A 25,698-nucleotide genomic window follows, 5' to 3' on the forward strand; every position below is an offset into this window, starting at 1 on the left:
ATTTTTGATAAGATAAGAGTATGAATTTTGAAAAGATCGAACAGGCTTACGACCTGCTATTAGAAAACGTACAGACTATCCAAAACCAGCTAGGCACCAATATCTACGATGCCATGATTGAGCAAAATGCTGCTTACGTAGCTGGTCAGCATGAGACAGATCTTGTTGTCAATAATAACAAGACCTTGAAACAACTAGATTTAACCAAGGAAGAATGGCGTCGTGCCTTCCAATTCCTGCTCATCAAGGCCAATCAGACTGAACCCATGCAGTATAATCACCAGTTCACACCAGACTCTATCGGATTTATCCTATCTTTTCTAGTGGACCAACTAGTATCTACTTCCAAGGTGACGGTTCTGGAAATTGGTTCGGGGACAGGCAATCTAGCTCAGACCATTCTCAACGCCAGCCAGAAAGAATTAGATTACTTGGGGATTGAAGTGGACGACCTCTTGATTGATTTGTCGGCAAGTATTGCGGATGTCATGCAGGCAGATATTTCTTTTGCTCAGGGAGATGCGGTACGTCCGCAGATTTTGAAGGAAAGTCAAGTGATTTTGGGAGATTTGCCTATTGGCTACTATCCAGATGACCAGATTGCCAGCCGTTATCAGGTTGCCAGCCCAAATGAACATACCTACGCCCATCATTTACTCATGGAACAGTCCCTCAAATATCTGGAAAAGGATGGATTCGCTATTCTCTTGGCTCCAAATGATTTGTTGACTAGTCCGCAAAGCGATTTACTGAAAGGCTGGTTACAGGAGCAAGCCAATATCGTTGCCATGATTGCCCTGCCACCAAATCTCTTTGGGAAGGCTGCTATGGCCAAGTCTATTTTTGTCTTGCAAAAGAAAGCTGCAAGACCGTTGGCGCCGTTTGTTTATCCCTTACAAAGTCTTCAAGAACCAGAAGCTATTCAGAAGTTCATGCTCAATTTCAAAAATTGGAAGCAAGAGAATGCAATTTAAGTGAAAATCTGTTATACTAGTTAGGAAAACGCTTTAAAAGAGGTAAGATATGTCAAAAACAATTGCAATTAATGCAGGTAGTTCAAGTCTAAAATGGCAACTTTATCAAATGCCAGAAGAAACAGTACTAGCAGCAGGGATTATTGAGCGCATCGGTTTGAATGATTCCATCTCAACAGTTAAGTATGATGGAAAGAAAGAAAGTGAAGTTTTAGATATTCCTAATCATACGGTTGCGGTTAAGATTCTCCTAGAAGACTTGCTTAAACACAACATCATCGCTGCTTACGAGGAAATTACTGGTATCGGACACCGTGTTGTTGCAGGTGGAGAGATTTTCAAAGAATCAGCTGTTATTGGACCAAAAGAGGTTGAGCAAATTGAAGAACTAAGTGCTTTGGCACCGCTTCATAACCCTGCTCACGTAGCAGCAATGCGTGCATTTGAGGAAGTACTACCAGAAGTTTTGAATGTAGCTGTTTTTGATACAGCCTTTCACACTACGATGCCAAAGCATGCCTATCTTTATCCGATTCCACAAAAGTACTATACCGACCACAAGGTTCGTAAGTACGGAGCTCACGGAACTAGCCACTATTATGTAGCGCATGAGGCAGCAAAAGTATTGGGACGTCCGCTTGAGGAATTAAAATTGATTACGGCTCACATCGGAAATGGTGTATCTATTACTGCCAACTACCACGGTCAATCAGTTGACACTTCTATGGGCTTCACTCCTCTAGCTGGTCCAATGATGGGTACTCGTTCGGGAGATATTGATCCAGCGATTATTCCTTACTTGATTGCAAATGTTGATGAGTTAAAGGATGCTGCGGATGTTGTTAACATGCTGAATAAACAATCAGGTTTGCTTGGCGTATCGGGTTATTCAAGCGATATGCGTGACATTGAATCAGGTTTGGAAGCTAAGAACCCAGATGCTGTTTTGGCTTATAATATCTTTATTGATCGCATCAAGAAATTCATTGGTCAATACTTTGCGGTTCTGAATGGTGCGGATGCTATTGTCTTCACGGCAGGTATGGGTGAGAATGCACCGCTTATGCGCAATGACGTAGTAGAAGGTTTGTCTTGGTTCGGTGTCGAAATAGACCCAGCTAAGAATGTTCGTGGTGCGAATGGTGACATTTCAAAGCCAGAATCAAAAGTTCGTGTCTTGGTTATTCCAACGGATGAAGAATTGGTTATTGCGCGTGAAGTTGAACGTTTGAAATAAGAAAAACTAACTGGCAGTCGGAGACTGCCAGTTTCTCTTATAGTTTATACCTTTAGAAAGGTATAGTTTTTAGCAAGTGGTCAAAATATATAGTGTGTGATACAATAGACTGGCAAAGAAATTTGCACAGAGTAGATGGTTTGCGTCAAGTGTATGTGGATGGGATGTTGCCACATAACGAAGCTGATCTTTGCTTGTATCTGATGTCTCCTAGAGTAGGAACATTGGGGTCTGGCTGAGAGTAGCGCGGTAAACCATTGCATCCGCTGTCGAATACAAACGACAGCTCCATTTTTTTGAAAAAGGAGCATTTTTTATGGAAAAGAAGATTCCAAAACTAACGGTGCAGTTGTTGACTGCTATTGCGATGACCCTTGCCTTGGTTATGGTTGTGGAGAACTATTTCTCCATTCGGATTTCGGAAACCTTGCAGGTCCAGTTTACCTTCATTCCCAATACTATTTTGGGAGCTATTGCTGGTCCAGTTTGGGCGGCTGTCTTTGCGGCTATTTCAGACCCAGTCTTTGTCTTGTTTAGCGGGCAAACTGTTCTCTTCACTTGGATTTTGATTGAGGCGGTATCGGCTTTTATCTACGGCTGGTTCTTTTATCAGAAGCCGCTGAATATTAAAAACAAAGCTGATTGGCTCTATGTGGCTGGTGTAGTTGTCTTGATTCAGGTTGTGATTTCCTTTATCATGACACCGATTGCCCTCCATTTCCATTTTGGAACTCCTTGGATTGCCTTGTATAGCAGTCGTTTGATTAAGGCTATTTTTGAAATTCCGTTACGCATTGTCGTGACCATGCTTGTCTTGCCAAGTTTACAAAAAATACCTGAATTGGCCAAGTTAATGGGTATTAAATAAAACAGTATCGAGCAACAGGTCATCCCCCTGTTGCTGCTTTTGTAGAGAGGGAATCATGGATTATCAAGAAACTCGTCAGTGGCTATCGAATCGCCCTGCATCAGATTTAGAAAATGGCGTTGCGCGTGTCAACTGGCTCTTGGAACGCTTGGACAATCCCCAGCTTCAAGTGCCGACTATTCACTTTGTTGGAACAAATGGAAAGGGTTCGACCCTCAATGCCTTACAGTCTATCTTACGGTCTTCGGGGTACACCGTCGGTCGCTTTACATCGCCGTCCATCATTGATTTTCGAGAGCAGATTGTCTTTGAGCAGGAGATGATTTCGGAGGAAGATTTTGCGAGGATTGTGACAGACTTGCAACCCTTGATTGAGGACTTGGACCAGGCGGCTGGACTGGATGCCATCTCAGAGTTTGAGATTGTAGTAGTGGCTATGTTTGTCTACTTTGCCTACTACCAGCGTCCCGATATTCTTTTGGTGGAGGCAGGTATGGGTGGTTTGCAGGATGCGACCAATGTCCTTAATCCTCTAGCGGTAGTTTGTCCTTCTATCGGTTTGGACCATCAAGCTTTTTTGGGAGAGACTCATGCTGCCATAGCCCGTCACAAGGTTGCTGTCTTGCGTGAGCGAGTTCCCCTCCTCTATGCGACCGACCAGCCAGAAGTGGTGGCAGTATTTGAGGAGTACGCCCATCAGCTTCAGAGTCCGACCTATGCGGTGGAGCGGGAGATTCTTTTGGAAAATAGCAGAGCAGGCTTTGCGGTTTCAAGCCCCTTCGGCCGTGTTGAGGATTTGAGGCTACAGATGCAGGGGCGTCACCAAGAGGTCAACGCAGCCTTGGCAGTGACCACAGCTCAGCTCATCAGACCTCATTTTCCAAAGATTACCAATGAAACCATCAGCCAGGGCTTGTCCCAAGCCATCTGGCCGGGCCGCTTAGAATTGATACAACCAAGGCTCATGATTGACGGAGCCCACAATAATGAAAGCATCGCCGTCCTGACACAACTCTTGGAAGAAAAGTACGCGGACAGGGATATTGAAATCCTCTTTGCAGCTATCAATACTAAGCCAGTGGACCAGATGTTGTCCCAGCTTAGCCAATTTGGACCTGTTAGCGTGACAACTTTTGACGATTTCAGAGCGGTACAGTTAGAAGATTATCCGTCAGGCTATGAACGAGTTCAGACCTATCAGGAGTGGTTGGAGCAGGCGGACTTGGACAATCCCCAAAAACTTTACCTGATTACAGGCTCGCTTTATTTCATTACCTATGTGAGGAAGTACATTTTAGAGGAAATTTTATAGAAAAAAGGCTTTGCCGGGCATTCTACCTAGCAAAGTCTTTTATTTTAATAATTTTTAATCAAATCAACCGTTGAGCGGTCTAGCTTTTTAACGATGGCTTGCAAGAAGGCTTGGGCCTCTAAGAAGTCATCCATGCTGTAGAGGGTTTGGTGTGAATGGATGTAGCGAGCGCAGACACCGATAGTTGTTGATGGAACACCATGGTTTTTCAAGTGAGCTGCACCAGCATCTGTTCCACCTTTACCGCAGTAGTATTGAAATTTCACCCCAGCCTCTTCAGCAGTTGTGAGGAGGAAGTCTTTCATGTTTTTTAACATGATATGACCTGGGTCGTAGAAACGAAGCAGGGTTCCGTCACCAATTTTTCCTTGGTCGCCATAAATATCGCCTGCTGGCGAGCAATCAACAGCAAGGAAAATATCTGGATTGAACTTGGTTGTAGAAGCATGAGCTCCACGTAGGCCGACTTCTTCTTGCACATTTGCCCCAGCAATCAACTGATTTGGCAAAGATTGACCGGATAGGCTTTCCAACAACTCAGTCACCATAAGGACACCGAAGCGGTTGTCCCAAGCCTTAGAAATAACATTTTTTCCGTTGGCTGTTAGAATGGTTTCGTTTTTGGGTACCAGGACATCCCCCGGACGAACGCCGAACGTCCAAGCTTCGTCATAATTGGCAAAACCAGCATCGAAAATAATATCAGCAATGGCAGGCATGCCGGGAGCGTTAGCCCCACGAGAAAGATGGGGAGGCACTGAACCTGAAATGGCAGGAATGGTCCGACCGTCCTGTAGTTGAAGCGTGAAGGCTTGACTTGATACGACCAAAGGGTTCCAGCCTCCCAGCTCGACAACACGGAAAGTACCGTCTGGCTTGATTTGGCTAATCATAAAGCCGACTTCATCCATATGAGCGGCTACAAGGATACGAGGTGCGTTTTCAACAGCCGTATCCTTGATGCCAAAAATTCCACCTAGTCCATCTGTTTCAATGCGGTCCACATGCGGTGTGATTTTTTGGCGGATGTGGTTGCGAACCTGTCCTTCAAATCCCGGTAAGCTTTGCAATTCTGTAACTTCTTTAATTTTTTCAAAAAGAGTCATACTTCTTCCTCCATGACATGATTACTACTATTTTATCACGAAGAGCTAGACTTGTCTTGAAAATATGGGAAAATAAACAATAAACACATGATGAAATCATGCTTTCTGAAAACTGAATCGTTTTCATATGTTTGTGGAGAGTTTGTCTCAGCTGTCACAAGTCCAATGGCATTTTTGGGAAAATTCCGAGGAAATATGATAAAATAGTCAACATGAAAAAGAAAAAGACAGCCTTGCTAGCAGGCTTATTGGGGGCAGGTGTGCTCACCGCTAGTGCTCAATTTTACCGTAAAATCCAAGAAGACCGTAAAAAAGCACAGGCCTTGCAGGAGGTGCGTGACTTTTTCGCTGATTTAGGAGAGATTGCCACGGTCTATGTGGATGAAACAGCTTCTACGCAGACAACTCTCATCGGAGGGGTTGTGATGGAGGCAGGACAGGTATTTCTATTTGAAAATACCCAAGGTTCTATTCAATACAGGGAGGAAGAAAGATGATTTTTCCAACAAATCTTGAAGAAGTAGCTGCCTTGATTGAAGATGGCAAGTCAACTGTTTTTCTATTTGTGACGACTTGGTGTGGAGATTGCCACTATATCAAACCGCATTTGCCAGCTATCGAAGAGGCTTTTCCAGATTTCCGTTTTGTGCAACTGGATCGAGATGACTTTATGCCTTTGGCGCAGGAATGGGCTATTTTAGGCATTCCAAGTCTGGTTGTTTTGGAAAATGGTAAGGAAATCGGTCGTTTTGTCGATAAGAATCGCAAGACCAAGGAAGAAATCATGAACTTCTTATCTGGACTGGGTAGATAAATTAGCAGAGAAGCTCTGCTATGTCCAAAAGAAAGGAAAGAACATGAAGAAATCACTAGGAAGAATCCTTCTAGCGCCTGTGGTGCTGGGGTTGAGTTTGAGTCTTGCTCCTTTGGTGCAAGCGGAGATTCAGACGGATATTATCAATGAAAAATGGGGCAAGCCAACCCTGGTCTACGGTGGCGGTTTGTCAGATGCGCAGGCGACAGAGGTTAACAATCTATTTGGTATTTCGGATGTTAATAATGTCAGTCGTCAGGTGGTTGTTGGCACGGATATGGACCAATATTTAGGTACATCTGGAGCGGACACAGCCTCCCTCTATTCATCTATCTTGGTGCAAAAGCAGGATGCTGGAAAAGGGGTTGTGGTGGATATTAAGACGCCGCAGAACATCACCTTGATTACCGAGACGCAGTATGCCAATGCGGCTATTACAGCTGGTGCGACGGATGTCTTGATTGATGTAGCTTCTCCGATTCAGGTAACGGGGGAGTCTGCCCTGACAGGTGTTTACAAGGCTCTCGCGGCCAATGGTGAAACAGTTGATACAGCTCGAACCGAAGTAGCTCAACAAGAGCTAGAGACAGTCAATGAAGTAGCGACGGCTCATACAGGTGACTCCAATTTTGATAGTTCAGCCTTGGATAAGGCGGTAGCGGAAATCAAGACAGCTCTTGCCGACTACAAAAAGTCCAATGGTCAGGTAGCTTCTGAATCAGACATCAATACTATTATTAACGATGTCTTGGCCAATAACGGTTTGGAAAATGTCATCACAGCAGATGAAGTTTCAAAATTGGTTACCTTTGCCAAAGCTTATCAGGAAACCTCTGCCATTGATTCGGCTGAGGTTGCTGCCCAGCTCAACCAGTTCAAACAACAGGCGGAGCAACAAATTTCAGAAGCCTATAAGAATCTACAAGATTCAGGGATTTTAGAAAAAATCGGTGCCTTCTTTGAAAATCTTTGGAAAGGCTTGACCGGTCTATTTGCATAAAGGAGAAATGAAAAAGAAATGATTTTTACATATAATAAGGAACACGTCGGCGATGTTCTGATGGTGATTGTTGCTGAGGACAAGGGACAAGCTGTCCAGTTTGAACGCAAGGGTCAAGTGGCGCGTGTTTTCCTAGAGGAAACAGGAAAAACAGTGGCTTGGAATATCTTTGAAGCATCAAGTTTGATTGAGATTGCCGGAAATGGTCAGGTTTTCCTGACAGACGAGCAAGTTGCGACCTTGAATGTAGAATTGGCAAAAGAAGGTTTTACTGAAAGCTTGGTTAACGACAATGCTCCAAAGTTCGTAGTCGGTCAGATTGTGGAATTGGTTCCTCATCCAGACAGCGACCACCTCAATATCTGTCAGGTCAATGTCGGTGGTAAAACAGTGCAAATCGTAGCTGGTGCCCCAAATGCTGCCCAAGGTTTGAAAACCATTGTAGCTCTTCCGGGGGCAATGATGCCGAGCGGTAGCCTGATTTTCCCAGGGAAGTTGCGTGGTGAAGATAGCTTTGGTATGATGTGCAGTCCGCGTGAATTGGCTCTGCCAAACGCACCACAAGTCCGTGGTATTATTGAATTGGACGACTCCGCAGTGGTCGGAGAAGCCTTTGATCCAGTAAAACACTGGAAGGGATAGAAAAAGAAGAATTGGTCAGATGGCCAATTCTTTTATGCTGTTTCAATTTTTCCTTCAATAGCTTGTTGGAGTTCCGCTGTCAAAGTCTGATGTGAATTGAGTTGGAAGTAGAGACTGGACAGGAAATGCTGGAGGTTGAGCCACCGGAAGTAGTCCAGAGGTTCTTGGTTGGGAAAGTCTAGCTTGTTAATCCATTCTGCCAGCTCCTGGCTTGACACTTTTTCATTCAGCAGGAGGTAGACAGGGATTTGTGCCAGACGGATTTCTTCACCAGCGGAGAAAACTTGCTTTTGTTTCTTTAGACAAGTGACAATAGCCTGCCAGACTTCTTCGGTTTTATCATTGGGAAATTGCTCATGACAGCTTGCAGCCAGAAGAAAATCTGCTCCGTGGGCAGCGGTATGGATCCAGCCGAGTTTTTCATCGTAGCCAGACCAGTCATTTTCAATCGTCAAATAATTCAAGGCCTGTTGGAAAAGCAGTTCGCGGTCGTCAGTGCTTAAAAATGCAGAGTACTCAGAATCTTGGTCATTGTCAACAGACAGCAGAAGACAGTAAAGCAAGCAAGTAAAACTTCGTTTTAGTGTGGAGCTTTCTAGGGAAAGGGGATTGGTTTCTTGAGAGAATTGCAGTAGCGACTGTGCTTGTTCTCTTGTAATCAAACCATTTAGAAAGATGTGGCAAAAACTAGTATAAACCAGATCGTTGCGTATAGCAGGATCTGGATGACCGATGTTTTCCAGCAACCAGACTAGCTCCTGATTGGTATAAGCTTGGGTGGCTTGCAACTTTGAGGTAAGGATATTTTTCATCTATTTTTCTCCTTTTTCATCGTTTTATCATCTTTCCTACGAATAAATAAGTAGGAGGATAAAAAATGTATAATAAAATCATTGCAATCGGTCGCTTGACGGCCCAACCGGAACTGACTCAAACGCCAAATGGCAAAAATCTGACTCGTGTTACAATTGCTGTGAATCGCCGTTTCAAAACAGAAAATGGCGAGCGTGAGGCAGACTTTTTGAATGTTATTTTCTGGGGAAAACTGGCGGAAACACTTGTCTCTTATGGTAGTAAAGGAAGTTTAATTTCTATTGATGGTGAGTTGCGGACGCGAAAATACGAAAAAGATGGCAGCAACCACTATGTGACCGAAATCTTGGGCAATACCTTCCAGTTGCTCGAAAGCCGCGCCCAACGTGCCATGCGAGAAAATAATACTGGCGATGACCTAGCTGACTTGGTCTTGGAAGAGGAAGAATTGCCGTTTTAATATCCGTCCCAAGACCGATGGAGAATGTTGAAAAGTAGGTTATACTATAGTCAATCCTAAATATTTTTCATATCTCCTTAAAAACGCTGACGAAAGTTGGCGTTTTTTGCTGTTCATTTTCTATATTTCCACCATTCTACTAGCATAACAATCAGTGACAATAGGATAACGCCGTAGAAGAAAAAGATGATGTAATGAGGGTGGCTAAAGAAAAATATCCAGACTAGCCAGAGTAGATAGGCGAATATCATTTTCCCCCAAAAGCCTAATTTACGTTTTAAAAACCATTCTGCAAAACTTTCGTAGGCTGAAAATCGGCTTTCTAGGTAATCTGTTTTTAAATCTCTAAAAATTTTCATGAATACCCCCTAACTTGTTAAAAATAGTATAGCATAGTTTACCAATAATGAATAGGTAAATTCTATCTCATACTTAAGAAGGATTTTCACGAAAAAGGAATAGAATTTTCTTGACTATTTTTGACCAAGTGATACAATAGGAAATGTGAATTAGCACTCGGAGGTAAAGAGTGCTAAAAAGACCAGGAGGTAATACCATGTTGAAACCATTGGGCGATCGTATCGTCGTAAAAATTGAAGAAAAAGAACAAACAGTTGGTGGATTTGTCCTAGCAGGTACAAGTCAAGAAAAGACAAAAGAAGCAAGTGTCCTAGCGATCGGACAAGGGATTCGTACCTTGAATGGTGACTTGGTTGCCCCAGCAGTGGCAGTTGGAGATACTGTTTTGATTGATGCCCATGCAGGATTGGAAGTTAAAGACGGAGACCAGACCGTTCACATCATCCGTGAAGCAGACATTTTGGCAATTGTAGAATAGAGGTAGAAAAATGGCAAAAGAAATTAAATTTGCAGCAGATGCACGTGAAAGCATGGTCCGTGGTGTCGATATTTTGGCTGATACAGTCAAAGTAACCTTGGGGCCAAAAGGTCGTAATGTTGTCTTGGAAAAAGCTTACGGTTCACCACTCATTACCAATGACGGTGTGACCATTGCTAAAGAAATCGAGTTGGAAGACCATTTTGAAAATATGGGTGCTAAGTTGGTATCCGAAGTGGCTTCAAAAACCAATGACATTGCTGGTGACGGTACAACAACTGCCACTGTTTTGACTCAGGCTATTGTTCGTGAAGGTTTGAAAAACGTAACTGCAGGTGCCAATCCAATCGGTATCCGTCGCGGGATTGAAGCAGCAGTTGCAACAGCAGTTGAGGCTTTGAAAGCACAAGCAAGTCCTGTATCGAATAAAGCTGAAATTGCTCAAGTCGCAGCAGTATCTTCCCGTTCTGAAAAAGTTGGTGAGTACATTTCAGAAGCTATGGAGCGCGTGGGAACAGACGGCGTTATCACTATCGAAGAATCTCGCGGTATGGAGACAGAATTGGATGTGGTTGAAGGTATGCAATTCGACCGTGGTTATCTGTCACAATACATGGTAACAGATAATGAAAAGATGGTAGCTGAACTTGAAAATCCATTCATCTTGATTACCGATAAGAAAATTTCTCATATCCAGGATATTTTGCCACTTTTGGAAAGCATTCTCCAAACCAATCGTCCATTGTTGATTATTGCTGACGATGTGGATGGCGAAGCTCTTCCTACCCTTGTTCTCAACAAGATTCGTGGCACGTTCAATGTTGTTGCTGTTAAGGCGCCCGGCTTTGGTGACCGTCGCAAAGCTATGTTGGAAGACATTGCGATTTTGACAGGTGGTACAGTGATTACAGAAGACCTTGGTTTGGACTTGAAAGATGCGACTATTGAAGCACTTGGTCAGGCTGCCAAAGTTGTGGTCGACAAAGATGGTACAACCATTGTTGAAGGTGCTGGAAATCCAGAAGCCATTGCCAACCGTGTGGCTGTTATCAAGTCACAAATTGAGGGAACAACTTCAGAATTTGACCGTGAAAAATTGCAAGAGCGTCTGGCCAAATTATCAGGCGGTGTTGCAGTTATCAAGGTCGGTGCCGCTACTGAGACTGAGTTGAAAGAAATGAAACTCCGTATCGAAGATGCCCTCAACGCAACACGTGCCGCAGTTGAAGAAGGGATCGTTGCCGGTGGTGGTACAGCCCTTGTCAATGTTATCGATAGCGTAGCGAAATTGGAGTTGAAAGGAGACGATGAAACAGGACGCAATATTGTCCTTCGTGCCTTGGAAGAACCAGTTCGTCAGATTGCCTATAACGCAGGTTATGAAGGTTCAGTTATCATTGATAAACTGAAGAATTCAGAACTTGGCACTGGCTTTAACGCAGCGACAGGCGAATGGGTCAACATGATGGATGCAGGTATCATTGACCCTGTTAAAGTAACACGTTCAGCTCTTCAAAATGCGGCTTCCGTAGCCAGCTTGATTTTGACGACAGAAGCAGTCGTTGCCAACAAACCAGAACCAGCCGCTCCAGCTATGCCACAAGGTATGGATGGAATGGGTATGGGCTACTAAGAAATAGCAAAATGACACAGCTGATTGGCTGTGTTTTTTCTTGAAAATTTCAAACATATCTATTTGACAATGGGTTTGGGATGTGGTACTATATTAGACGGTACTTTTTACTTTTGGTCTCTCAAGAGTGTACAGGGACGTGCTGACAAATGTTGCAAAAGTACACACAGATAGGGGTTGTCACCAATGCCCTATCACCAAAAATAAAAAATATATACAGGAGAATGTAGATGCCTACAATTAACCAGTTGGTACGTAAACCACGTAAGTCTAAAGTAGAAAAATCTAAATCACCAGCTTTGAACGTTGGTTACAACAGCCGTAAAAAAGTTCAAACAAACGTTTCATCACCACAAAAACGCGGTGTTGCAACTCGTGTCGGAACAATGACACCTAAAAAACCTAACTCAGCCCTTCGTAAATTTGCTCGTGTACGTTTGAGCAACCTTATCGAGGTTACTGCTTACATCCCAGGTATCGGTCACAACTTGCAAGAGCACAGCGTTGTTCTTCTTCGTGGTGGACGTGTAAAAGACCTTCCAGGGGTACGTTACCATATCGTTCGTGGTGCACTTGATACTGCAGGTGTTAACGATCGTAAGCAAGGCCGTTCTAAATACGGTACTAAACGTCCAAAAGGCTAAGAAAGGGGAAATATAAATGAGTCGTAAAAATCAAGCGCCTAAGCGCGAAGTATTGCCAGATCCATTGTATAACTCAAAATTGGTAACTCGTTTGATCAACCGTGTTATGTTGGACGGTAAACGTGGTACTGCTGCATCAATCGTTTACGGTGCTTTTGATCAAATCAAAGAAGCAACTGGTAACGATGCACTTGAAGTATTTGAAACAGCAATGGAAAACATCATGCCTGTACTTGAAGTACGTGCACGTCGTGTCGGTGGTTCTAACTACCAAGTCCCAGTTGAAGTTCGTCCAGAGCGTCGTACAACACTTGGTCTTCGTTGGTTGGTAACAATCGCTCGTAACCGTGGTGAGCACACTATGATTGATCGCCTTGCGAAAGAAATCATGGATGCAGCAAACAACACAGGTGCAGCTGTTAAGAAACGTGAAGATACTCACAAAATGGCAGAAGCAAACCGCGCATTCGCACACTTCCGCTGGTAAGATAGGATGTGAGGACGTTAAGAAAATTCAAGGAAAAATAGGAAATCAGACGATGGACCTTAAGGTCCAAGGAAGATTTATCTTTTTTCCAGAATTTTTAGTCCGAACTCAACTAATTAAGATGTGAGGACGTTAAGTCAGTTCTACATAAATCAATTGAGATTATGCACCAACTTATCGTTCAACCATCAAAAATCGGATTGAGGCTTGCCTCAACCACTTCACACCATTAGTAAGAACTTAAGCGGGTGGGATTTACCCACTCGCTTTTCTTAAAATATGGTATAATCAGAATAGAAAACTAAAAATATAGGAGAACAAACCTCATGGCACGCGAATTTTCATTAGAAAAAACTCGTAATATCGGTATCATGGCGCACGTTGACGCGGGTAAAACAACGACAACTGAGCGTATTCTTTACTACACTGGTAAAATCCACAAAATCGGTGAAACTCACGAAGGTGCATCACAAATGGACTGGATGGAGCAAGAGCAAGAGCGTGGTATCACTATCACATCTGCTGCGACAACAGCTCAATGGAATAACCACCGTGTAAACATCATCGACACACCAGGACACGTGGACTTCACAATCGAAGTACAACGTTCACTTCGCGTTCTTGATGGTGCGGTAACCGTTCTTGACTCACAATCAGGTGTTGAGCCGCAAACTGAAACAGTATGGCGTCAAGCAACTGAATACGGTGTTCCACGTATCGTATTCGCTAACAAAATGGATAAAATCGGTGCTGACTTCCTTTACTCAGTAAGCACACTTCATGAGCGTCTTCAAGCAAATGCTCATCCAATCCAATTGCCAATCGGTTCTGAAGATGAGTTCCGTGGAATCATCGACTTGATCAAGATGAAAGCTGAAATCTATACTAACGACCTTGGTACAGATATTCTTGAAGAAGATATTCCAGCTGAATACCTTGAGCAAGCTGAAGAATACCGTGAAAAATTGGTTGAAGCAGTTGCTGAAACTGATGAAGAATTGATGATGAAATACCTTGAAGGTGAAGAAATCACAAACGAAGAATTAAAAGCTGCTATCCGTAAAGCAACTATCAACGTTGAATTCTTCCCAGTATTGTGTGGTTCAGCCTTCAAAAACAAAGGTGTTCAGTTGATGCTTGATGCGGTTATCGACTACCTTCCAAGCCCACTTGACATCCCTGCTATTAAAGGTGTTAACCCAGATACAGATGCTGAAGAAGAGCGTCATGCATCAGATGAAGAGCCATTTGCAGCTCTTGCCTTCAAGATCATGACTGACCCATTCGTAGGTCGTTTGACATTCTTCCGTGTATATTCAGGTGTCCTTAACAGCGGTTCATACGTATTGAACACTTCTAAAGGTAAACGTGAGCGTATCGGACGTATCCTTCAAATGCACGCAAACAGCCGTCAAGAAATTGAAACTGTTTATGCAGGTGACATCGCCGCTGCGGTTGGTTTGAAAGATACTACAACTGGTGACTCATTGACAGATGAAAAAGCAAAAATCATCCTTGAGTCAATCCACGTTCCAGAACCAGTTATCCAATTGATGGTTGAGCCTAAGTCTAAAGCTGACCAAGACAAGATGGGTATTGCCCTTTCTAAATTGGCTGAAGAAGATCCAACATTCCGCGTTGAAACAAACGTTGAAACTGGTGAAACAGTTATCTCTGGTATGGGTGAGTTGCACTTGGATGTCCTTGTTGACCGTATGCGTCGTGAATTCAAGGTTGAAGCAAACGTAGGTGCTCCTCAAGTATCATATCGTGAAACATTCCGCGCTTCTACACAAGCTCGTGGTTTCTTCAAACGCCAGTCTGGTGGTAAAGGTCAATTCGGTGATGTTTGGATTGAATTCACACCAAACGAAGAAGGTAAAGGTTTCGAGTTCGAGAACGCTATCGTCGGTGGTGTGGTTCCACGTGAATTCATCCCAGCGGTTGAAAAGGGTCTCGTAGAATCTATGGCTAACGGTGTTCTTGCTGGTTACCCAATCGTTGACGTTAAAGCGAAGCTTTACGATGGTTCATACCACGATGTCGACTCATCTGAAACAGCCTTCAAAGTGGCAGCGTCTCTTGCCCTTAAAGAAGCAGCTAAATCAGCTCAACCAACTATCCTTGAGCCAATGATGCTTGTAACAATCACTGCACCAGAAGATAACCTTGGTGACGTTATGGGTCACGTTACTGCACGTCGTGGTCGCGTCGATGGTATGGAAGCTCGTGGTAACACGCAAATCGTTCGTGCTTATGTGCCACTTGCTGAAATGTTCGGTTACGCAACTGTTCTTCGTTCAGCAACACAAGGTCGCGGTACCTTCATGATGGTATTTGACCACTACGAAGATGTACCAAAATCTGTACAAGATGAAATCATTAAGAAAAACGGTGGCAATGCATAATTGCTAACCCAGGCAGCTTCGGCTGCCTTTTTCTATGTAAGTTCCTGCATTAAAGTATGCAAACTCTTGCAATTTTCGGTAAATAGTTATATAATAAAAACGTTGAAAAGATGCTTGTAGGCTTACAAGTTAATATTTTCACAAAAGGATTAAAAGGCTTGCCTTTTAAAATAAAGAACTCGATTTTCATAAGGAGGAAATCATTCATGGTAGTTAAAGTTGGTATTAACGGTTTCGGACGTATCGGTCGTCTTGCTTTCCGTCGTATCCAAAACGTAGAAGGTGTTGAAGTTACTCGTATCAACGACCTTACAGATCCAGTAATGCTTGCACACTTGTTGAAATATGACACAACTCAAGGTCGTTTCGACGGTACTGTTGAAGTTAAAGACGGTGGTTTCGAAGTTAACGGTAAATTCGTTAAAGTTTCTGCTGAGCGCGAGCCAGGAAACATCGACTGGGCTACTGATGGCGTAGATATCGTTTTGGAAGCTACAGGTTTCTTTGCTTCTAAAGAAAAAGCTGAGCAACACATCCACGCTAACGGTGCTAAAAAAGTTGTTATCACTGCTCCTGGTGGTAACGATGTTAAGACTGTTGTTTTCAACACTAACCACGACATCCTTGATGGTACTGAAACAGTTATCTCAGGTGCTTCATGTACTACAAACTGTTTGGCACCAATGGCTAAAGCTCTTCACGATGCATTTGGCGTTCAAAAAGGTTTGATGACTACAATCCACGGTTACACTGGTGACCAAATGGTTCTTGACGGACCACACCGTGGTGGTGACCTTCGTCGTGCACGTGCTGCTGCTGCAAACATCGTTCCTAACTCAACTGGTGCTGCTAAAGCTATCGGCTTGGTAATCCCAGAATTGAACGGTAAACTTGACGGTGCTGCACAACGTGTTCCAGTTCCAACAGGTTCTGTAACTGAATTGGTTGCAACTCTTGACAAGAAAGTAACTGCTGAAGAAGTAAACGCTGCTATGAAAGCTGCTGCTACTGAATCATTTGGTTACACTGAAGACCAAATCGTATCTTCAGATATCGTAGGTATCTCATTCGGTTCATTGTTTGATGCAACTCAAACTAAAGTTATCGAAGTTGATGGCGAGCAATTGGTTAAAGTTGTTTCATGGTACGACAACGAAATGTCTTACACTGCACAACTTGTTCGTACTCTTGAGTACTTCGCAAAAATCGCTAAATAATCCTTAGTGAAAATCGAAGAGGCTTCGGCCTCTTTTTTTGTATTTTCGGATTGCTGGAATATGGCTGTTTTCTTATGCTAAAAATATGAATGAGATGAGTTGTTTCTGGTTTGGCAATTTTAGAATTTGAAAAATCTGATTACGAGGCGATAGTTTTAGATTTCATAACATTTGTGAAAAAAATATCTTTATGCAAGAAAAAATACAGAAAATATGATACAATGGTAAAGTAAATATAATTTAAGGAGTTCTTATCTAATGGCAAAATTGACTGTTAAAGATGTAGAATTGAAAGGCAAAAAAGTTCTTGTTCGCGTGGACTTCAACGTGCCTTTGAAAGATGGCGTTATCACTAACGATAACCGTATTACAGCAGCTCTTCCAACTATCAAGTATATTCTTGAGCAAGGTGGACGTGCAATTCTTTTCTCTCACCTTGGTCGTGTGAAAGAAGAAGCTGACAAAGAAGGTAAATCATTGGCTCCTGTAGCAGCTGACTTGGCAGCTAAATTGGGTCAAGACGTTGCTTTCATTGCAGGTGCTACTCGTGGTGCTGAATTGGAAGCAGCTATCAATGCTTTGGAAGATGGACAAGTTCTCCTTGTTGAAAACACTCGTTTCGAAGATGTTGATGGTAAGAAAGAATCTAAAAACGACGAAGAACTTGGTAAATACTGGGCTTCACTTGGTGACGGTATCTTCGTTAACGACGCATTTGGTACTGCACACCGTGCACACGCATCAAACGTTGGTATCTCAGCAAACGTAGAAAAAGCAGTAGCTGGTTTCCTTTTGGAAAACGAAATTGCTTACATCCAAGAAGCTGTTGAAACTCCAGAACGCCCATTTGTAGCAATCCTTGGTGGTTCAAAAGTATCTGATAAGATCGGTGTTATCGAGAACCTTCTTGAAAAAGCTGATAAAGTTCTTATCGGTGGTGGTATGACGTATACATTCTACAAAGCTCAAGGTATCGAAATCGGTAACTCACTTGTAGAAGAAGATAAATTGGATGTAGCAAAAGCACTTCTTGAAAAAGCTAACGGTAAATTGATCTTGCCAGTTGACTCAAAAGAAGCTAACGCATTTGCTGGATACACTGAAGTTCGCGACACTGAAGGCGAAGCAGTTTCAGAAGGCTTCCTTGGTCTTGACATCGGTCCTAAGTCAATCGCTAAGTTTGACGAAGCTTTGACTGGTGCGAAAACAGTTGTTTGGAATGGACCTATGGGTGTATTTGAAAACCCAGACTTCCAAGCTGGTACAATCGGTGTAATGGACGCGATCGTGAAACAACCAGGCGTGAAATCAATCATCGGTGGTGGTGACTCAGCAGCAGCGGCTATCAACCTTGGCCGTGCAGACAAGTTCTCATGGATCTCAACTGGTGGTGGTGCATCAATGGAACTTCTTGAGGGCAAAGTGCTTCCAGGACTTGCAGCTCTTACTGAAAAGTAAAAACTTGCGACGAAAAGAGTTGGGCAACCAGCTCTTTTCTAGTGCAAAGGCTAGATTTTCTGTGAACGTAGTGAGTTAGAAAATCAGCCTAGGTAAAGGCTAAAATGCAACGGATTTCCGTTGCATTTTGTGCATCGCGTAGAGTTTCTACGAAGCTAAGCGAGTTAGAAAGTCTAGCAAGGTGAAAAGTATTGCCTGGTCTCGCAGCACTTACTGAAAAATAGGCGGTAAGTCAGCTCAAAATATCTGGGGGATATTTTGAGGTTGGAAATAGAAGAAGCGAAGCTTCTGTCAAAAATGATTCCGTTGCTCGTCACTTTGTTTTTATTGGGTGCTAACTTCAAATAGTCCACTGGGCTATTTGAACTCCGTAAGGCTGAATAGGTTGGTCACAACTGCCATTCAGCTACCAAACAAAAATATAAATGCAAAAAGACGTTGTTTTTTTACAGCGTCTATTCGTTTATCTTACTTCTGGGTTCCTTCTTGCAGCTGATTTAAAGTGGCAGATTATTGGTTTTTTGAAAAGCTGGTGTGAACAGGAGGCTTTTCCTGTCGAGCTTAGGAGAAAAGAAAAGCTGGGCAGGTATTTGCTATTCTATTTTCCGAAATCATGTTAGAATAGAGGTATGTTAAAAAAATATACATTTGATCCAAAGAAATTTCGGTTGGGGATGCGGACGTTCAAATCGGGTTTGGCAGTCTTCCTAGTTATTCTTTTGTTTGGTTTTATGGGGTGGCAAGGGATTCAGATTGCGGCTTTGACGGCTGTGTTTAGTTTACGAGAAGACTTCGATCAGAGTGTCCATTTTGGAGCTTCTCGTATTCTGGGTAATTCTATTGGTGGTTTTTATGCGCTACTTTTCTTTATTTTGGATAGATTATTCTTAGATCATTTTTGGGTAACTGCGGTTTTTGTTCCGATATTTGTCATGTTAACGATTATGACAAATGTGGCGATGAATAATAAAGCGGGAATTATTGGTGGAGTGTCAGCTTTATTAATTATTACATTGTCTATCCCTGCTGGTGATACGATTCAATATGTGTTTATTCGTGTGTTTGAAACCTTTATCGGAGTTTTCATTGCGATTCTAGTTAATTATGATGTGAATGTTATAAAAAAACGTTTTCAGGATAAATGATGTCACAAAATATAACATCGCCTATTGACCTAAAAAAAAAATTCTCCTATAATGGTAGGCAGAAAGGAGTTCGTTATGAGAGAAAAAGAGTTTCGTCGTTCCTTAGCCATCTTTCCGATCGGTAGTGTGATGAAGTTGACAGATTTAACTGCTCGTCAAATTCGTTACTATGAAGATCAAGGCTTGATTAAGCCCGATCGCAATGAAGGGAATCGTCGCTTGTATTCTCTAAACGATATGGACTTACTTTTAGAAATCAAGGATTTTTTGGATGAAGGTTTGAATATTGCTGCGATTAAGAAGGAATATGCAAATCGGGAAGCGAAAGCTAAGGTCCAAAAACAGCAGAAAACCTTGACTGATGAAGATGTCCGTCGTATCTTACATGATGAATTCAGTCGTCAGGGACGATTTTCAAGTCCTAGTTCCATTTTCCGTTCGTCGTAATTAGCTTTTAAAATAGAGGAGAAAAATAATGACATTCACAGTGGCAGATATCAAGCGTGATATCAAAGAGAAAAACGTTACCTTCCTACGTCTTATGTTTACAGACATCATGGGAGTGATGAAAAACGTAGAAATTCCAGCAACTGATGAGCAGGTCGAAAAGGTTTTGTCAAATAAGGTCATGTTTGATGGTTCATCTATTGAAGGATTTGTTCGTATCAATGAATCAGATATGTATCTTTACCCAGACTTGGATACATGGACTATCTTCCCTTGGGGTGATGAAAATGGCCGTGTAGCTGGCTTGATTTGTGATATTTATACAACAGATGCTAAGCCTTTTGCTGGTGACCCACGTGGAAATTTGAAGAAATCGCTTCGTCACATGGAAGAGGCAGGTTTCTCTTCATTCAACCTTGGTCCAGAACCAGAATTCTTCCTCTTTAAGATGGACGAACAAGGAAATCCAACGCTTGAAGTAAATGATAAAGGTGGTTACTTTGACCTCGCACCAACGGACTTGGCTGATAATACACGTCGCGAAATCGTCAATGTCTTGACAGAGATGGGCTTTGAAGTTGAAGCGAGCCATCACGAAGTGGCAGTAGGTCAGCATGAAATTGACTTCAAATATGCGGATGTCTTAAAAGCTTGTGACAATATTCAAATCTTCAAGTTAGTTGTTAAAACAATTGCTCGTAAGCATGGTATGTATGCGACATTTATGGCCAAGCCTAAGTTTGGTATTGCTGGTTCAGGTATGCACTGTAACATGTCACTCTTTGATAAGGATGGGAATAATGCCTTCTTTGATCCAGAAGATCCTCGCGGTATGCAGCTGTCTCAAACTGCTTACCATTTCCTTGGTGGTTTGATTAAGCATGCTTATAACTATACTGCTATTACAAACCCGACAGTGAACTCTTACAAGCGTTTGGTTCCAGGCTTTGAAGCTCCTGTGTATATTGCTTGGGCTGGTAAAAACCGCTCACCATTGGTTCGCGTACCTGCATCACGTGGAATGGGAACTCGTTTGGAATTGCGCTCGGTTGATCCAACTGCCAACCCATACTTAGCTATGGCCGTTCTATTGGAAGTTGGCTTGGAAGGTATTCAAAATAAGATTGAAGCACCAGCCCCAGTAGAATCTAATATCTATGCAATGTCTGATGAGGAGCGTCGTGAAGCAGGAATCACTGATCTTCCTTCAACTCTTCACAATGCATTGAAAGCTCTTCGTGAAGATGAGGTAGTTCGTGCAGCTTTAGGTGATCATATCTATACGAATTTCTTGGAAGCTAAGAAAATCGAATGGGCAAGCTACGCAACCTACGTTTCCCAATGGGAAATCGACAACTATTTGGATATGTATTAAACAAAGGACCCCGACGGGTCCTTTGTTCACGAGCCGAGAAACTAGAAAGCGGGTAATGGTCCAGTGGAGTGAAGTAGTCTGGGAAGAGACTGTTTCAGCCTGAGCTAAGAAATAGTAGGGCGAGGGGATGGACATGAGCTTGAAATCGGTCTTTTTTCAAGCTGGGTTATCTTGTTATACTCAATGAAAATCAAAAGTAGCCTAGGAAACGAAGCCGAAGATAGAACTGGAGTTCATCAAGGCAAGTTGACAACGGATAATTTTGATTTTCGAAGAGTATTAATATAAAATAAATCCCAGAGGTTTCACCTATGGGATTTTAGTGTGTTATCGGTCAGGCGTCAGAATCATTGGGATAATGATTGGTTCACGCTCTGTTTTTTCGTATAGGAATGGTCGTAAGGCGTTAACAATGGCGCCGTTGACTGTTTGGATATTTGCGTCTTTGTTGCGCATGGCGATGCGGATAGCGTTGAAAAGGACGCGTTGGCTTTCGCGAATGAGCTCGCCAGATTCTCTCATATAGATAAAACCGCGACTGAGGATGTCTGGTCCTGCTAATATCATCTTAGAATTAAAATCGACAGTGGCTACTGCAAGGACAACACCATCTTCTGAAAGATCGCGGCGGTCTTTGAGGACTGCTGCGCCGATTTCACCGATGCGGTTTCCATCGACATAGATGTCTTGGGCGTTGAATTGACCTGCGAGACGTGCAGAATCTTTTGTCAGAGCAAGGACATCTCCGTTTTCCATGATGAAGATATTATTTTTTGGAACGCCTGTATCAACAGCTAGGCTGGCATGGATTTTTTGCATGCGGTATTCACCATGGACAGGCATGAAGTATTTTGGTTTGATCAAGCGGAGCATGAGTTTTTGCTCTTGTTGACCACCGTGCCCAGAGGTGTGGATGTTGTTAATTTTACCGTGAATCACATCGACACCGGCTTCAATCAAGATATTGATGAGCTTGTTGACACCTGTGGTATTTCCCGGAATAGGACTGGACGAGAAGATAACCGTGTCGCCTGGCTGGAGTTGCACTTGACGGTGGGTACCGTGGGCGATGCGAGAGAGTGCTGCCATAGGCTCTCCTTGGCTCCCTGTACAGAGAATCATGATCTCGCTGGCAGGGTATTCTTTGATCTCGTTTGGCTCGATGAAGGTATCCTTAGGCACCTTGATGTAGCCGAGCTCGATACCGTTAACAATGGCCTTTTCCATGGAACGTCCAAAGACAGCGATTTTGCGTCCGGTCTTAACCGCTGCATCAGCCGCCTGTTGAAGACGGAAGATGTTGGAGGCAAAGGAAGCAAAGATAATACGTCCGTGGATGCCTTCAATCAGCTTCATGATGGACTGACCGACCACTTTTTCCGAGTTGGTAAAGGTTGGGACTTCAGCATTTGTCGAGTCGGAGAGGAGGCAGAGAACGCCTTCTTCACCGAGGGCAGCCATGCGGTGAAGGTCTGCTGGCTCGCCAACTGGAGTGAAATCGAACTTGAAGTCACCGGTACAGACGATTTTTCCTTGCGGGGTGTCAACGACGATACCGAGTGGCTCTGGAATGGAGTGGGTGGTACGGAAGAAGCTGACTTTGAGGTGCTTGAAGGTCAACTCTGTATTATGATTGATTTCATGCAAAGTCGCATCACGGAGCAGTCCGTGTTCTTCCAATTTGCCTCGAATGAGGGCGAGGGCTAAAGGTCCAGCATAGATTGGGACATTGGCTTGCTTGAGTAAGAAGGGAATGCCTCCGATGTGGTCTTCGTGCCCGTGGGTAATAACCAGACCTTTAACGCGGTCTAGGTTTTCAACGATGTAGGAGTAGTCTGGGATAACGTAGTCGATACCCAATAGGTCATCTTCTGGGAACTTGATACCGGCATCGACGATGAGAATTTCATCCTTATACTCGATACCGTAGGTATTTTTCCCGATTTCTCCCAAACCACCGATGGCGAAAACGCCAACTTCATGAGGTTTTAGATTGACTGATGACATGGATTAAAACTCCGTAATTTTGAAATCTGCGTGCTCTTTCTCGTATTCAAGATGATTGTCTGATAAGAGGTCGATAAATTCGATGTTGTATTCAGGGCGGTTGGTTTCCACCAATTCACGTGCGATAATACGACCTTCCAATTCTGATGCAGCATCGATGTCTAGATAAAGAGCGCGTGTTTGCTCGCGACGTGGGCTAATTTTTGATTCTTGATAGAATACTTTATAAATCATGTGTAGTATAGTTCCTTTCTTTTTGACTGGCAACTATGAAAAAAGCCCCAAACAGTTGGGGCTGTCTGGTAATGCCTATTCAATTTTCTCGAGTTGTCAATTTATTCAGTCTAAATGTACTCTTCATTATACCATAAAATATGCTGATGGTAAAAGGGTTTGGTAGGAAAATGGAAAAGTGTCATGATTTTCAGAAATTCGGTATTTCAGAAGGGGATAAATCAAAGAAATGAGTTAGGATTCCGAGTGTGTTGAGATTACTAAGACTAAGTTCAATTGTGCCGAGAAATGCCTGTCAACTGCCAGATAGTGATGTGACTTACTAGAATGACAAATCGATTCGATCCATTAACCTACTAGAAATAACAACCCAGTCTTTTCATTATTTGAAAAAAAGGCCAAGATAGCTTACAATAGAGAGTAGACTTGTAAAGAAAGAGAAACTTATGAAAATCCTAGCTTTAGATAGCTCCAACCAGGCCTTATCGGTGGCCTTGGTGGAGGACGGTCGCTTGCAGGCGGAAACCCTGCTGGCTGTCAAGAAAAATCATAGTATCAGCCTCATGCCTGTGGTCGATTTTTTGGTGGCACAGGTGGGCTGGACACCCAAAGACCTGGATCGGGTTGTGGTCGCTCAGGGACCTGGCTCCTACACGGGGCTTCGTGTGGCGGTGGCGACTGCCAAGACCTTGGCCTACACCCTCAAGATCGACTTGGTGGGGCTATCCAGCCTTCAGTCCCTGGTTCCGTCCAGCCTGACGGGTCTGGTGGTGCCCCTCATCGATGCTCGCCGTAACTGCGTCTATGCAGGTGTTTATGAAAATGGCAGAGCAGTCGAGGCAGACCGCTACTGGTCTTTTGAGGACTTGCTTTCTAGCCTGTCTGGCAGGGAAAACATCACCTTTGTCGGAGAAGTAGAAAACTTTATGGAGCAAATCGAGCAAGTTCTGCCGACTGCCCATTACCAAACTAGTCTGCCGTCTGCCTATCAGTTGGCGGTGATTGGTCAAGACTTGCCAGCAGTAGATGTCACCAGCTTTGAGCCCAACTATCTCAAACGAGTAGAGGCAGAGGAAAAATGGCTCAAGGACAACCAAGCTGGCTCAGAAAGTTATATCAAGCGTGTATGATAGAGATTAGACACTACGATGGTCAGGAAAATCTGGCAGAGGCTGTTTTGGCAGTTATGCAGTCGGTCTATGAGCAGTCTCCATGGACTCTGGAGCAAATTGTGTCCAGTATGGCTAGTCAGGATGAAGATTACTATTTGGCTTATAAAGGTCAGGAATTGGTCGGATTTTTGGCTGTTCAGACGGTGCTGGATGAGATGGAAATCTTGCAGATTGCTGTCAGGGCTGATTTTCAGAGGTTGGGAATCGCCAGTCAGCTGATGGCTGCTGCGATGGACTGGGAGGGGGACATCTTCCTCGAAGTGAGAGAGTCCAATAGTGCAGCTCAGGCCCTCTATACACGCCAGCATTTTACCAAAATAGGAAAACGAAAAGACTACTACCGCCATCCTGTCGAGGACGCGGTGCTAATGAAGAGAGAACGGAATGAAAGATAGATTGATTTTGGCGATTGAGACTTCGTGTGACGAGACCTCGGTGGCTGTTTTGCGAAATGAGGCGGAGCTTTTGTCCAATGTCATTGCCAGCCAGATTGCCAGCCACCAGCGGTTTGGCGGGGTGGTGCCTGAGGTGGCTAGCCGTCACCATGTGGAAGTGATTACGGCCTGCATCGAGGAGGCCTTGTTGGAGGCGGAAGTGACGGCAGAGGACCTGACGGCTGTGGCTGTGACCTATGGGCCTGGCTTGGTCGGTGCTTTGCTGGTCGGGATTTCGGCTGCCAAGGCATTTGCTTGGGCTAATAGCTTGCCACTCATTCCTGTCAACCATATGGCAGGGCATTTGATGGCGGCGCGTGCGGTCAAGGAGTTGGAGTTTCCGCTCTTGGCTCTTTTGGTCAGCGGTGGGCACACGGAGTTGGTCTATGTGTCAGAGGCGGGCGACTACAAGATTGTCGGTGAAACGCGAGATGATGCGGTCGGCGAGGCCTACGATAAGGTAGGACGGGTCATGGGTCTGCCCTATCCAGCTGGTCGTGTCATCGATGAATTGGCTCATGAGGGGCAAGACATTTATGACTTCCCTCGTGCTATGATAAAAGAAGATAATCTGGAGTTTTCTTTTTCTGGACTCAAATCTGCCTTTATCAACCTCTACCACAATGCCCAGCAGAAAGGGGAAACCTTGTCCAATGCGGACCTGTCAGCCTCTTTCCAAGCCTGTGTTATGGACATTCTCATGGCTAAGACCAAGAAGGCCTTGGAGAAATACCCTGTCAAGACCTTGGTCGTAGCGGGCGGTGTGGCAGCCAATCAGGGCTTGCGGGAGCGGTTGGCGGCTGAAATCACCGATGTGGAGGTCATCATTCCCCCGCTTCGCCTCTGCGGTGACAATGCTGGTATGATTGCCTTGGCAGCCGTTAGTGAATACAATAAGGAAAACTTTGCTGGTTGGGATTTGAATGCCAAACCAAGCTTGGCTTTTGAGAATTTATAGAATAAAAACCTCTTA

General features: G+C 43.7%; 27 protein-coding genes and 1 riboswitch. Of the genes, 22 read left to right on the forward strand and 5 right to left on the reverse strand.

The annotated features are described in order from the left end of the window. Nucleotides 1-20: 20 nt before the first annotated feature. The 4 genes from GPW69_RS00780 to GPW69_RS00795 all read left to right on the forward strand — a co-directional run bounded on the left by GPW69_RS00780 (nucleotide 21) and on the right by GPW69_RS00795 (nucleotide 4,391). Entirely contained in the window at nucleotides 21-974 is a 954-nt protein-coding gene (locus GPW69_RS00780) for a class I SAM-dependent methyltransferase (RefSeq protein ID WP_024414316.1), read from the forward strand. A 49-nt stretch (nucleotides 975-1,023) separates the two neighbouring features. Further along, nucleotides 1,024-2,211: an acetate kinase gene (locus GPW69_RS00785; RefSeq protein ID WP_044680792.1), complete on the forward strand. Its 1,188-nt coding sequence runs from the start codon at nucleotides 1,024-1,026 to the stop codon at nucleotides 2,209-2,211. Nucleotides 2,212-2,336: 125 nt separating this feature from the next. Next, nucleotides 2,337-2,482, forward strand: a riboswitch (THF riboswitch). Nucleotides 2,483-2,527: 45 nt separating this feature from the next. Next, nucleotides 2,528-3,079 (forward strand): folate family ECF transporter S component, encoded by a 552-nt coding sequence (locus GPW69_RS00790; RefSeq protein ID WP_074391332.1) that lies wholly within the window; start codon nucleotides 2,528-2,530, stop codon nucleotides 3,077-3,079. Nucleotides 3,080-3,134: 55 nt separating this feature from the next. Further along, nucleotides 3,135-4,391 carry a bifunctional folylpolyglutamate synthase/dihydrofolate synthase gene (locus tag GPW69_RS00795; RefSeq protein WP_074391333.1) on the forward strand — a complete coding sequence of 419 codons (1,257 nt, stop codon included), beginning with the start codon at nucleotides 3,135-3,137 and terminating at the stop codon, nucleotides 4,389-4,391. A gap of 44 nt (nucleotides 4,392-4,435) precedes the next feature. Here the strand turns inward: GPW69_RS00795 and pepA are convergent, their stop codons facing one another. Then, the gene (pepA, locus tag GPW69_RS00800; RefSeq protein WP_074391334.1) at nucleotides 4,436-5,497 is read right to left on the reverse strand and encodes a glutamyl aminopeptidase; all 1,062 of its coding nucleotides are present in this window, start codon (nucleotides 5,495-5,497) and stop codon (nucleotides 4,436-4,438) included. Between the two features lie 212 nt (nucleotides 5,498-5,709). On the opposite strand from pepA, the gene GPW69_RS00805 reads away from it, so the two are divergent. The 4 genes from GPW69_RS00805 to ytpR are packed head-to-tail and all read left to right on the forward strand — an operon-like array spanning nucleotide 5,710 to nucleotide 7,953. Further along, on the forward strand, nucleotides 5,710-5,994 hold the full coding sequence (locus tag GPW69_RS00805) for a DUF4651 domain-containing protein (protein ID WP_024383185.1): 285 nt from the start codon (nucleotides 5,710-5,712) through the stop codon (nucleotides 5,992-5,994). Beyond that, the gene (locus tag GPW69_RS00810) at nucleotides 5,991-6,311 is read left to right on the forward strand and encodes a thioredoxin family protein (RefSeq protein WP_074391335.1); all 321 of its coding nucleotides are present in this window, start codon (nucleotides 5,991-5,993) and stop codon (nucleotides 6,309-6,311) included. Before GPW69_RS00805 ends, GPW69_RS00810 begins: the two co-directional genes overlap by 4 nt. 43 nt (nucleotides 6,312-6,354) lie before the next feature. Continuing rightward, the gene (locus tag GPW69_RS00815) at nucleotides 6,355-7,311 is read left to right on the forward strand and encodes a DUF1002 domain-containing protein (RefSeq protein WP_074391336.1); all 957 of its coding nucleotides are present in this window, start codon (nucleotides 6,355-6,357) and stop codon (nucleotides 7,309-7,311) included. 18 nt (nucleotides 7,312-7,329) lie between these two features. After that, on the forward strand, nucleotides 7,330-7,953 hold the full coding sequence (ytpR, locus tag GPW69_RS00820; protein ID WP_074391337.1) for a YtpR family tRNA-binding protein: 624 nt from the start codon (nucleotides 7,330-7,332) through the stop codon (nucleotides 7,951-7,953). 32 nt (nucleotides 7,954-7,985) lie between these two features. Here the strand turns inward: ytpR and GPW69_RS00825 are convergent, their stop codons facing one another. Then, nucleotides 7,986-8,765 carry a DUF2785 domain-containing protein gene (locus GPW69_RS00825; protein ID WP_074391338.1) on the reverse strand — a complete coding sequence of 260 codons (780 nt, stop codon included), beginning with the start codon at nucleotides 8,763-8,765 and terminating at the stop codon, nucleotides 7,986-7,988. A gap of 65 nt (nucleotides 8,766-8,830) precedes the next feature. On the opposite strand from GPW69_RS00825, the gene GPW69_RS00830 reads away from it, so the two are divergent. Then, entirely contained in the window at nucleotides 8,831-9,226 is a 396-nt protein-coding gene (locus tag GPW69_RS00830) for a single-stranded DNA-binding protein (RefSeq protein WP_074391339.1), read from the forward strand. 113 nt (nucleotides 9,227-9,339) lie between these two features. On the opposite strand, the gene GPW69_RS00835 is transcribed toward GPW69_RS00830, so the two are convergent. Beyond that, on the reverse strand, nucleotides 9,340-9,585 hold the full coding sequence (locus GPW69_RS00835; protein WP_074391340.1) for a hypothetical protein: 246 nt from the start codon (nucleotides 9,583-9,585) through the stop codon (nucleotides 9,340-9,342). A gap of 197 nt (nucleotides 9,586-9,782) precedes the next feature. Here GPW69_RS00835 and groES point away from each other — a divergent pair, with 197 nt between their 5' ends. From groES to glnA, 10 genes are all read left to right on the forward strand, one after another. Continuing rightward, on the forward strand, nucleotides 9,783-10,064 hold the full coding sequence (groES, locus tag GPW69_RS00840) for a co-chaperone GroES (RefSeq protein WP_074391341.1): 282 nt from the start codon (nucleotides 9,783-9,785) through the stop codon (nucleotides 10,062-10,064). 10 nt (nucleotides 10,065-10,074) lie between these two features. Next, nucleotides 10,075-11,697, forward strand: coding sequence for a chaperonin GroEL (gene groL, locus GPW69_RS00845; protein WP_024393522.1), 1,623 nt, complete (start codon nucleotides 10,075-10,077; stop codon nucleotides 11,695-11,697). 230 nt (nucleotides 11,698-11,927) lie between these two features. Further along, nucleotides 11,928-12,341, forward strand: coding sequence for a 30S ribosomal protein S12 (gene rpsL, locus GPW69_RS00850; RefSeq protein WP_002940030.1), 414 nt, complete (start codon nucleotides 11,928-11,930; stop codon nucleotides 12,339-12,341). 16 nt (nucleotides 12,342-12,357) lie between these two features. Further along, nucleotides 12,358-12,828, forward strand: coding sequence for a 30S ribosomal protein S7 (rpsG, locus tag GPW69_RS00855; protein WP_002940031.1), 471 nt, complete (start codon nucleotides 12,358-12,360; stop codon nucleotides 12,826-12,828). 326 nt (nucleotides 12,829-13,154) lie between these two features. After that, nucleotides 13,155-15,236 carry an elongation factor G gene (gene fusA, locus GPW69_RS00860; protein ID WP_002938501.1) on the forward strand — a complete coding sequence of 694 codons (2,082 nt, stop codon included), beginning with the start codon at nucleotides 13,155-13,157 and terminating at the stop codon, nucleotides 15,234-15,236. Between the two features lie 206 nt (nucleotides 15,237-15,442). Beyond that, a complete protein-coding gene (gene gap, locus GPW69_RS00865) occupies nucleotides 15,443-16,453 on the forward strand; it encodes a type I glyceraldehyde-3-phosphate dehydrogenase (RefSeq protein WP_002938507.1) in 1,011 nt (336 codons plus the stop codon). Nucleotides 16,454-16,711: 258 nt separating this feature from the next. Continuing rightward, complete coding sequence (locus tag GPW69_RS00870) at nucleotides 16,712-17,911, forward strand: phosphoglycerate kinase (RefSeq protein ID WP_014637337.1); 1,200 nt, start codon at nucleotides 16,712-16,714, stop codon at nucleotides 17,909-17,911. Nucleotides 17,912-18,540: 629 nt separating this feature from the next. Beyond that, nucleotides 18,541-19,056, forward strand: coding sequence for an FUSC family protein (locus GPW69_RS00875; protein WP_024414154.1), 516 nt, complete (start codon nucleotides 18,541-18,543; stop codon nucleotides 19,054-19,056). 75 nt (nucleotides 19,057-19,131) lie between these two features. Then, nucleotides 19,132-19,503: a MerR family transcriptional regulator gene (locus GPW69_RS00880; protein ID WP_002940041.1), complete on the forward strand. Its 372-nt coding sequence runs from the start codon at nucleotides 19,132-19,134 to the stop codon at nucleotides 19,501-19,503. A gap of 28 nt (nucleotides 19,504-19,531) precedes the next feature. Then, nucleotides 19,532-20,878, forward strand: a complete 1,347-nt coding sequence (glnA, locus tag GPW69_RS00885; RefSeq protein ID WP_011921751.1) for a type I glutamate--ammonia ligase — start codon at nucleotides 19,532-19,534, stop codon at nucleotides 20,876-20,878. 327 nt (nucleotides 20,879-21,205) lie between these two features. Here glnA and rnjA read toward each other — a convergent pair whose 3' ends face one another. Beyond that, nucleotides 21,206-22,885: a ribonuclease J1 gene (rnjA, locus tag GPW69_RS00890; protein WP_029752426.1), complete on the reverse strand. Its 1,680-nt coding sequence runs from the start codon at nucleotides 22,883-22,885 to the stop codon at nucleotides 21,206-21,208. A gap of 3 nt (nucleotides 22,886-22,888) precedes the next feature. Further along, a complete protein-coding gene (locus GPW69_RS00895) occupies nucleotides 22,889-23,119 on the reverse strand; it encodes a DNA-dependent RNA polymerase subunit epsilon (protein WP_002938523.1) in 231 nt (76 codons plus the stop codon). A gap of 446 nt (nucleotides 23,120-23,565) precedes the next feature. Between GPW69_RS00895 and tsaB the strand changes: the two genes are divergently transcribed. Genes tsaB through tsaD form a run of 3 tightly spaced genes read left to right on the forward strand, consistent with a single transcriptional unit; the run spans nucleotide 23,566 to nucleotide 25,683 of the window. After that, entirely contained in the window at nucleotides 23,566-24,249 is a 684-nt protein-coding gene (gene tsaB, locus GPW69_RS00900; protein WP_074391342.1) for a tRNA (adenosine(37)-N6)-threonylcarbamoyltransferase complex dimerization subunit type 1 TsaB, read from the forward strand. Continuing rightward, complete coding sequence (gene rimI, locus GPW69_RS00905) at nucleotides 24,246-24,686, forward strand: ribosomal protein S18-alanine N-acetyltransferase (RefSeq protein WP_029752424.1); 441 nt, start codon at nucleotides 24,246-24,248, stop codon at nucleotides 24,684-24,686. Before tsaB ends, rimI begins: the two co-directional genes overlap by 4 nt. Continuing rightward, nucleotides 24,676-25,683, forward strand: coding sequence for a tRNA (adenosine(37)-N6)-threonylcarbamoyltransferase complex transferase subunit TsaD (tsaD, locus tag GPW69_RS00910; protein ID WP_044669060.1), 1,008 nt, complete (start codon nucleotides 24,676-24,678; stop codon nucleotides 25,681-25,683). Before rimI ends, tsaD begins: the two co-directional genes overlap by 11 nt. Nucleotides 25,684-25,698: the final 15 nt, after the last annotated feature.

Origin of the sequence: Streptococcus suis (assembly GCF_902702775.1) — a bacterium.
Taxonomy (GTDB): Bacteria; Bacillota; Bacilli; order Lactobacillales; family Streptococcaceae; genus Streptococcus; species Streptococcus hashimotonensis.

Excerpts from the sequence above, each read along its gene's own strand:
- GPW69_RS00805 (WP_024383185.1), top strand. The coding sequence starts at position 5,710 with ATGAAAAAGAAAAAGACAGCCTTGCTAGCAGGCTTATTGGGGGCAGGT.
- rimI (WP_029752424.1), top strand. The coding sequence starts at position 24,246 with ATGATAGAGATTAGACACTACGATGGTCAGGAAAATCTGGCAGAGGCT.
- fusA (WP_002938501.1), top strand. The coding sequence starts at position 13,155 with ATGGCACGCGAATTTTCATTAGAAAAAACTCGTAATATCGGTATCATG.
- rnjA (WP_029752426.1), bottom strand. The coding sequence starts at position 22,885 with ATGTCATCAGTCAATCTAAAACCTCATGAAGTTGGCGTTTTCGCCATC.
- GPW69_RS00795 (WP_074391333.1), top strand. The coding sequence starts at position 3,135 with ATGGATTATCAAGAAACTCGTCAGTGGCTATCGAATCGCCCTGCATCA.
- GPW69_RS00870 (WP_014637337.1), top strand. The coding sequence starts at position 16,712 with ATGGCAAAATTGACTGTTAAAGATGTAGAATTGAAAGGCAAAAAAGTT.
- GPW69_RS00815 (WP_074391336.1), top strand. The coding sequence starts at position 6,355 with ATGAAGAAATCACTAGGAAGAATCCTTCTAGCGCCTGTGGTGCTGGGG.
- GPW69_RS00790 (WP_074391332.1), top strand. The coding sequence starts at position 2,528 with ATGGAAAAGAAGATTCCAAAACTAACGGTGCAGTTGTTGACTGCTATT.
- GPW69_RS00835 (WP_074391340.1), bottom strand. The coding sequence starts at position 9,585 with ATGAAAATTTTTAGAGATTTAAAAACAGATTACCTAGAAAGCCGATTT.
- GPW69_RS00785 (WP_044680792.1), top strand. The coding sequence starts at position 1,024 with ATGTCAAAAACAATTGCAATTAATGCAGGTAGTTCAAGTCTAAAATGG.
- groL (WP_024393522.1), top strand. The coding sequence starts at position 10,075 with ATGGCAAAAGAAATTAAATTTGCAGCAGATGCACGTGAAAGCATGGTC.
- rpsL (WP_002940030.1), top strand. The coding sequence starts at position 11,928 with ATGCCTACAATTAACCAGTTGGTACGTAAACCACGTAAGTCTAAAGTA.
- tsaB (WP_074391342.1), top strand. The coding sequence starts at position 23,566 with ATGAAAATCCTAGCTTTAGATAGCTCCAACCAGGCCTTATCGGTGGCC.
- GPW69_RS00810 (WP_074391335.1), top strand. The coding sequence starts at position 5,991 with ATGATTTTTCCAACAAATCTTGAAGAAGTAGCTGCCTTGATTGAAGAT.
- GPW69_RS00825 (WP_074391338.1), bottom strand. The coding sequence starts at position 8,765 with ATGAAAAATATCCTTACCTCAAAGTTGCAAGCCACCCAAGCTTATACC.
- gap (WP_002938507.1), top strand. The coding sequence starts at position 15,443 with ATGGTAGTTAAAGTTGGTATTAACGGTTTCGGACGTATCGGTCGTCTT.
- GPW69_RS00880 (WP_002940041.1), top strand. The coding sequence starts at position 19,132 with ATGAGAGAAAAAGAGTTTCGTCGTTCCTTAGCCATCTTTCCGATCGGT.
- GPW69_RS00895 (WP_002938523.1), bottom strand. The coding sequence starts at position 23,119 with ATGATTTATAAAGTATTCTATCAAGAATCAAAAATTAGCCCACGTCGC.
- glnA (WP_011921751.1), top strand. The coding sequence starts at position 19,532 with ATGACATTCACAGTGGCAGATATCAAGCGTGATATCAAAGAGAAAAAC.
- pepA (WP_074391334.1), bottom strand. The coding sequence starts at position 5,497 with ATGACTCTTTTTGAAAAAATTAAAGAAGTTACAGAATTGCAAAGCTTA.
- GPW69_RS00830 (WP_074391339.1), top strand. The coding sequence starts at position 8,831 with ATGTATAATAAAATCATTGCAATCGGTCGCTTGACGGCCCAACCGGAA.
- rpsG (WP_002940031.1), top strand. The coding sequence starts at position 12,358 with ATGAGTCGTAAAAATCAAGCGCCTAAGCGCGAAGTATTGCCAGATCCA.
- GPW69_RS00875 (WP_024414154.1), top strand. The coding sequence starts at position 18,541 with ATGTTAAAAAAATATACATTTGATCCAAAGAAATTTCGGTTGGGGATG.
- tsaD (WP_044669060.1), top strand. The coding sequence starts at position 24,676 with ATGAAAGATAGATTGATTTTGGCGATTGAGACTTCGTGTGACGAGACC.
- GPW69_RS00780 (WP_024414316.1), top strand. The coding sequence starts at position 21 with ATGAATTTTGAAAAGATCGAACAGGCTTACGACCTGCTATTAGAAAAC.
- ytpR (WP_074391337.1), top strand. The coding sequence starts at position 7,330 with ATGATTTTTACATATAATAAGGAACACGTCGGCGATGTTCTGATGGTG.
- groES (WP_074391341.1), top strand. The coding sequence starts at position 9,783 with ATGTTGAAACCATTGGGCGATCGTATCGTCGTAAAAATTGAAGAAAAA.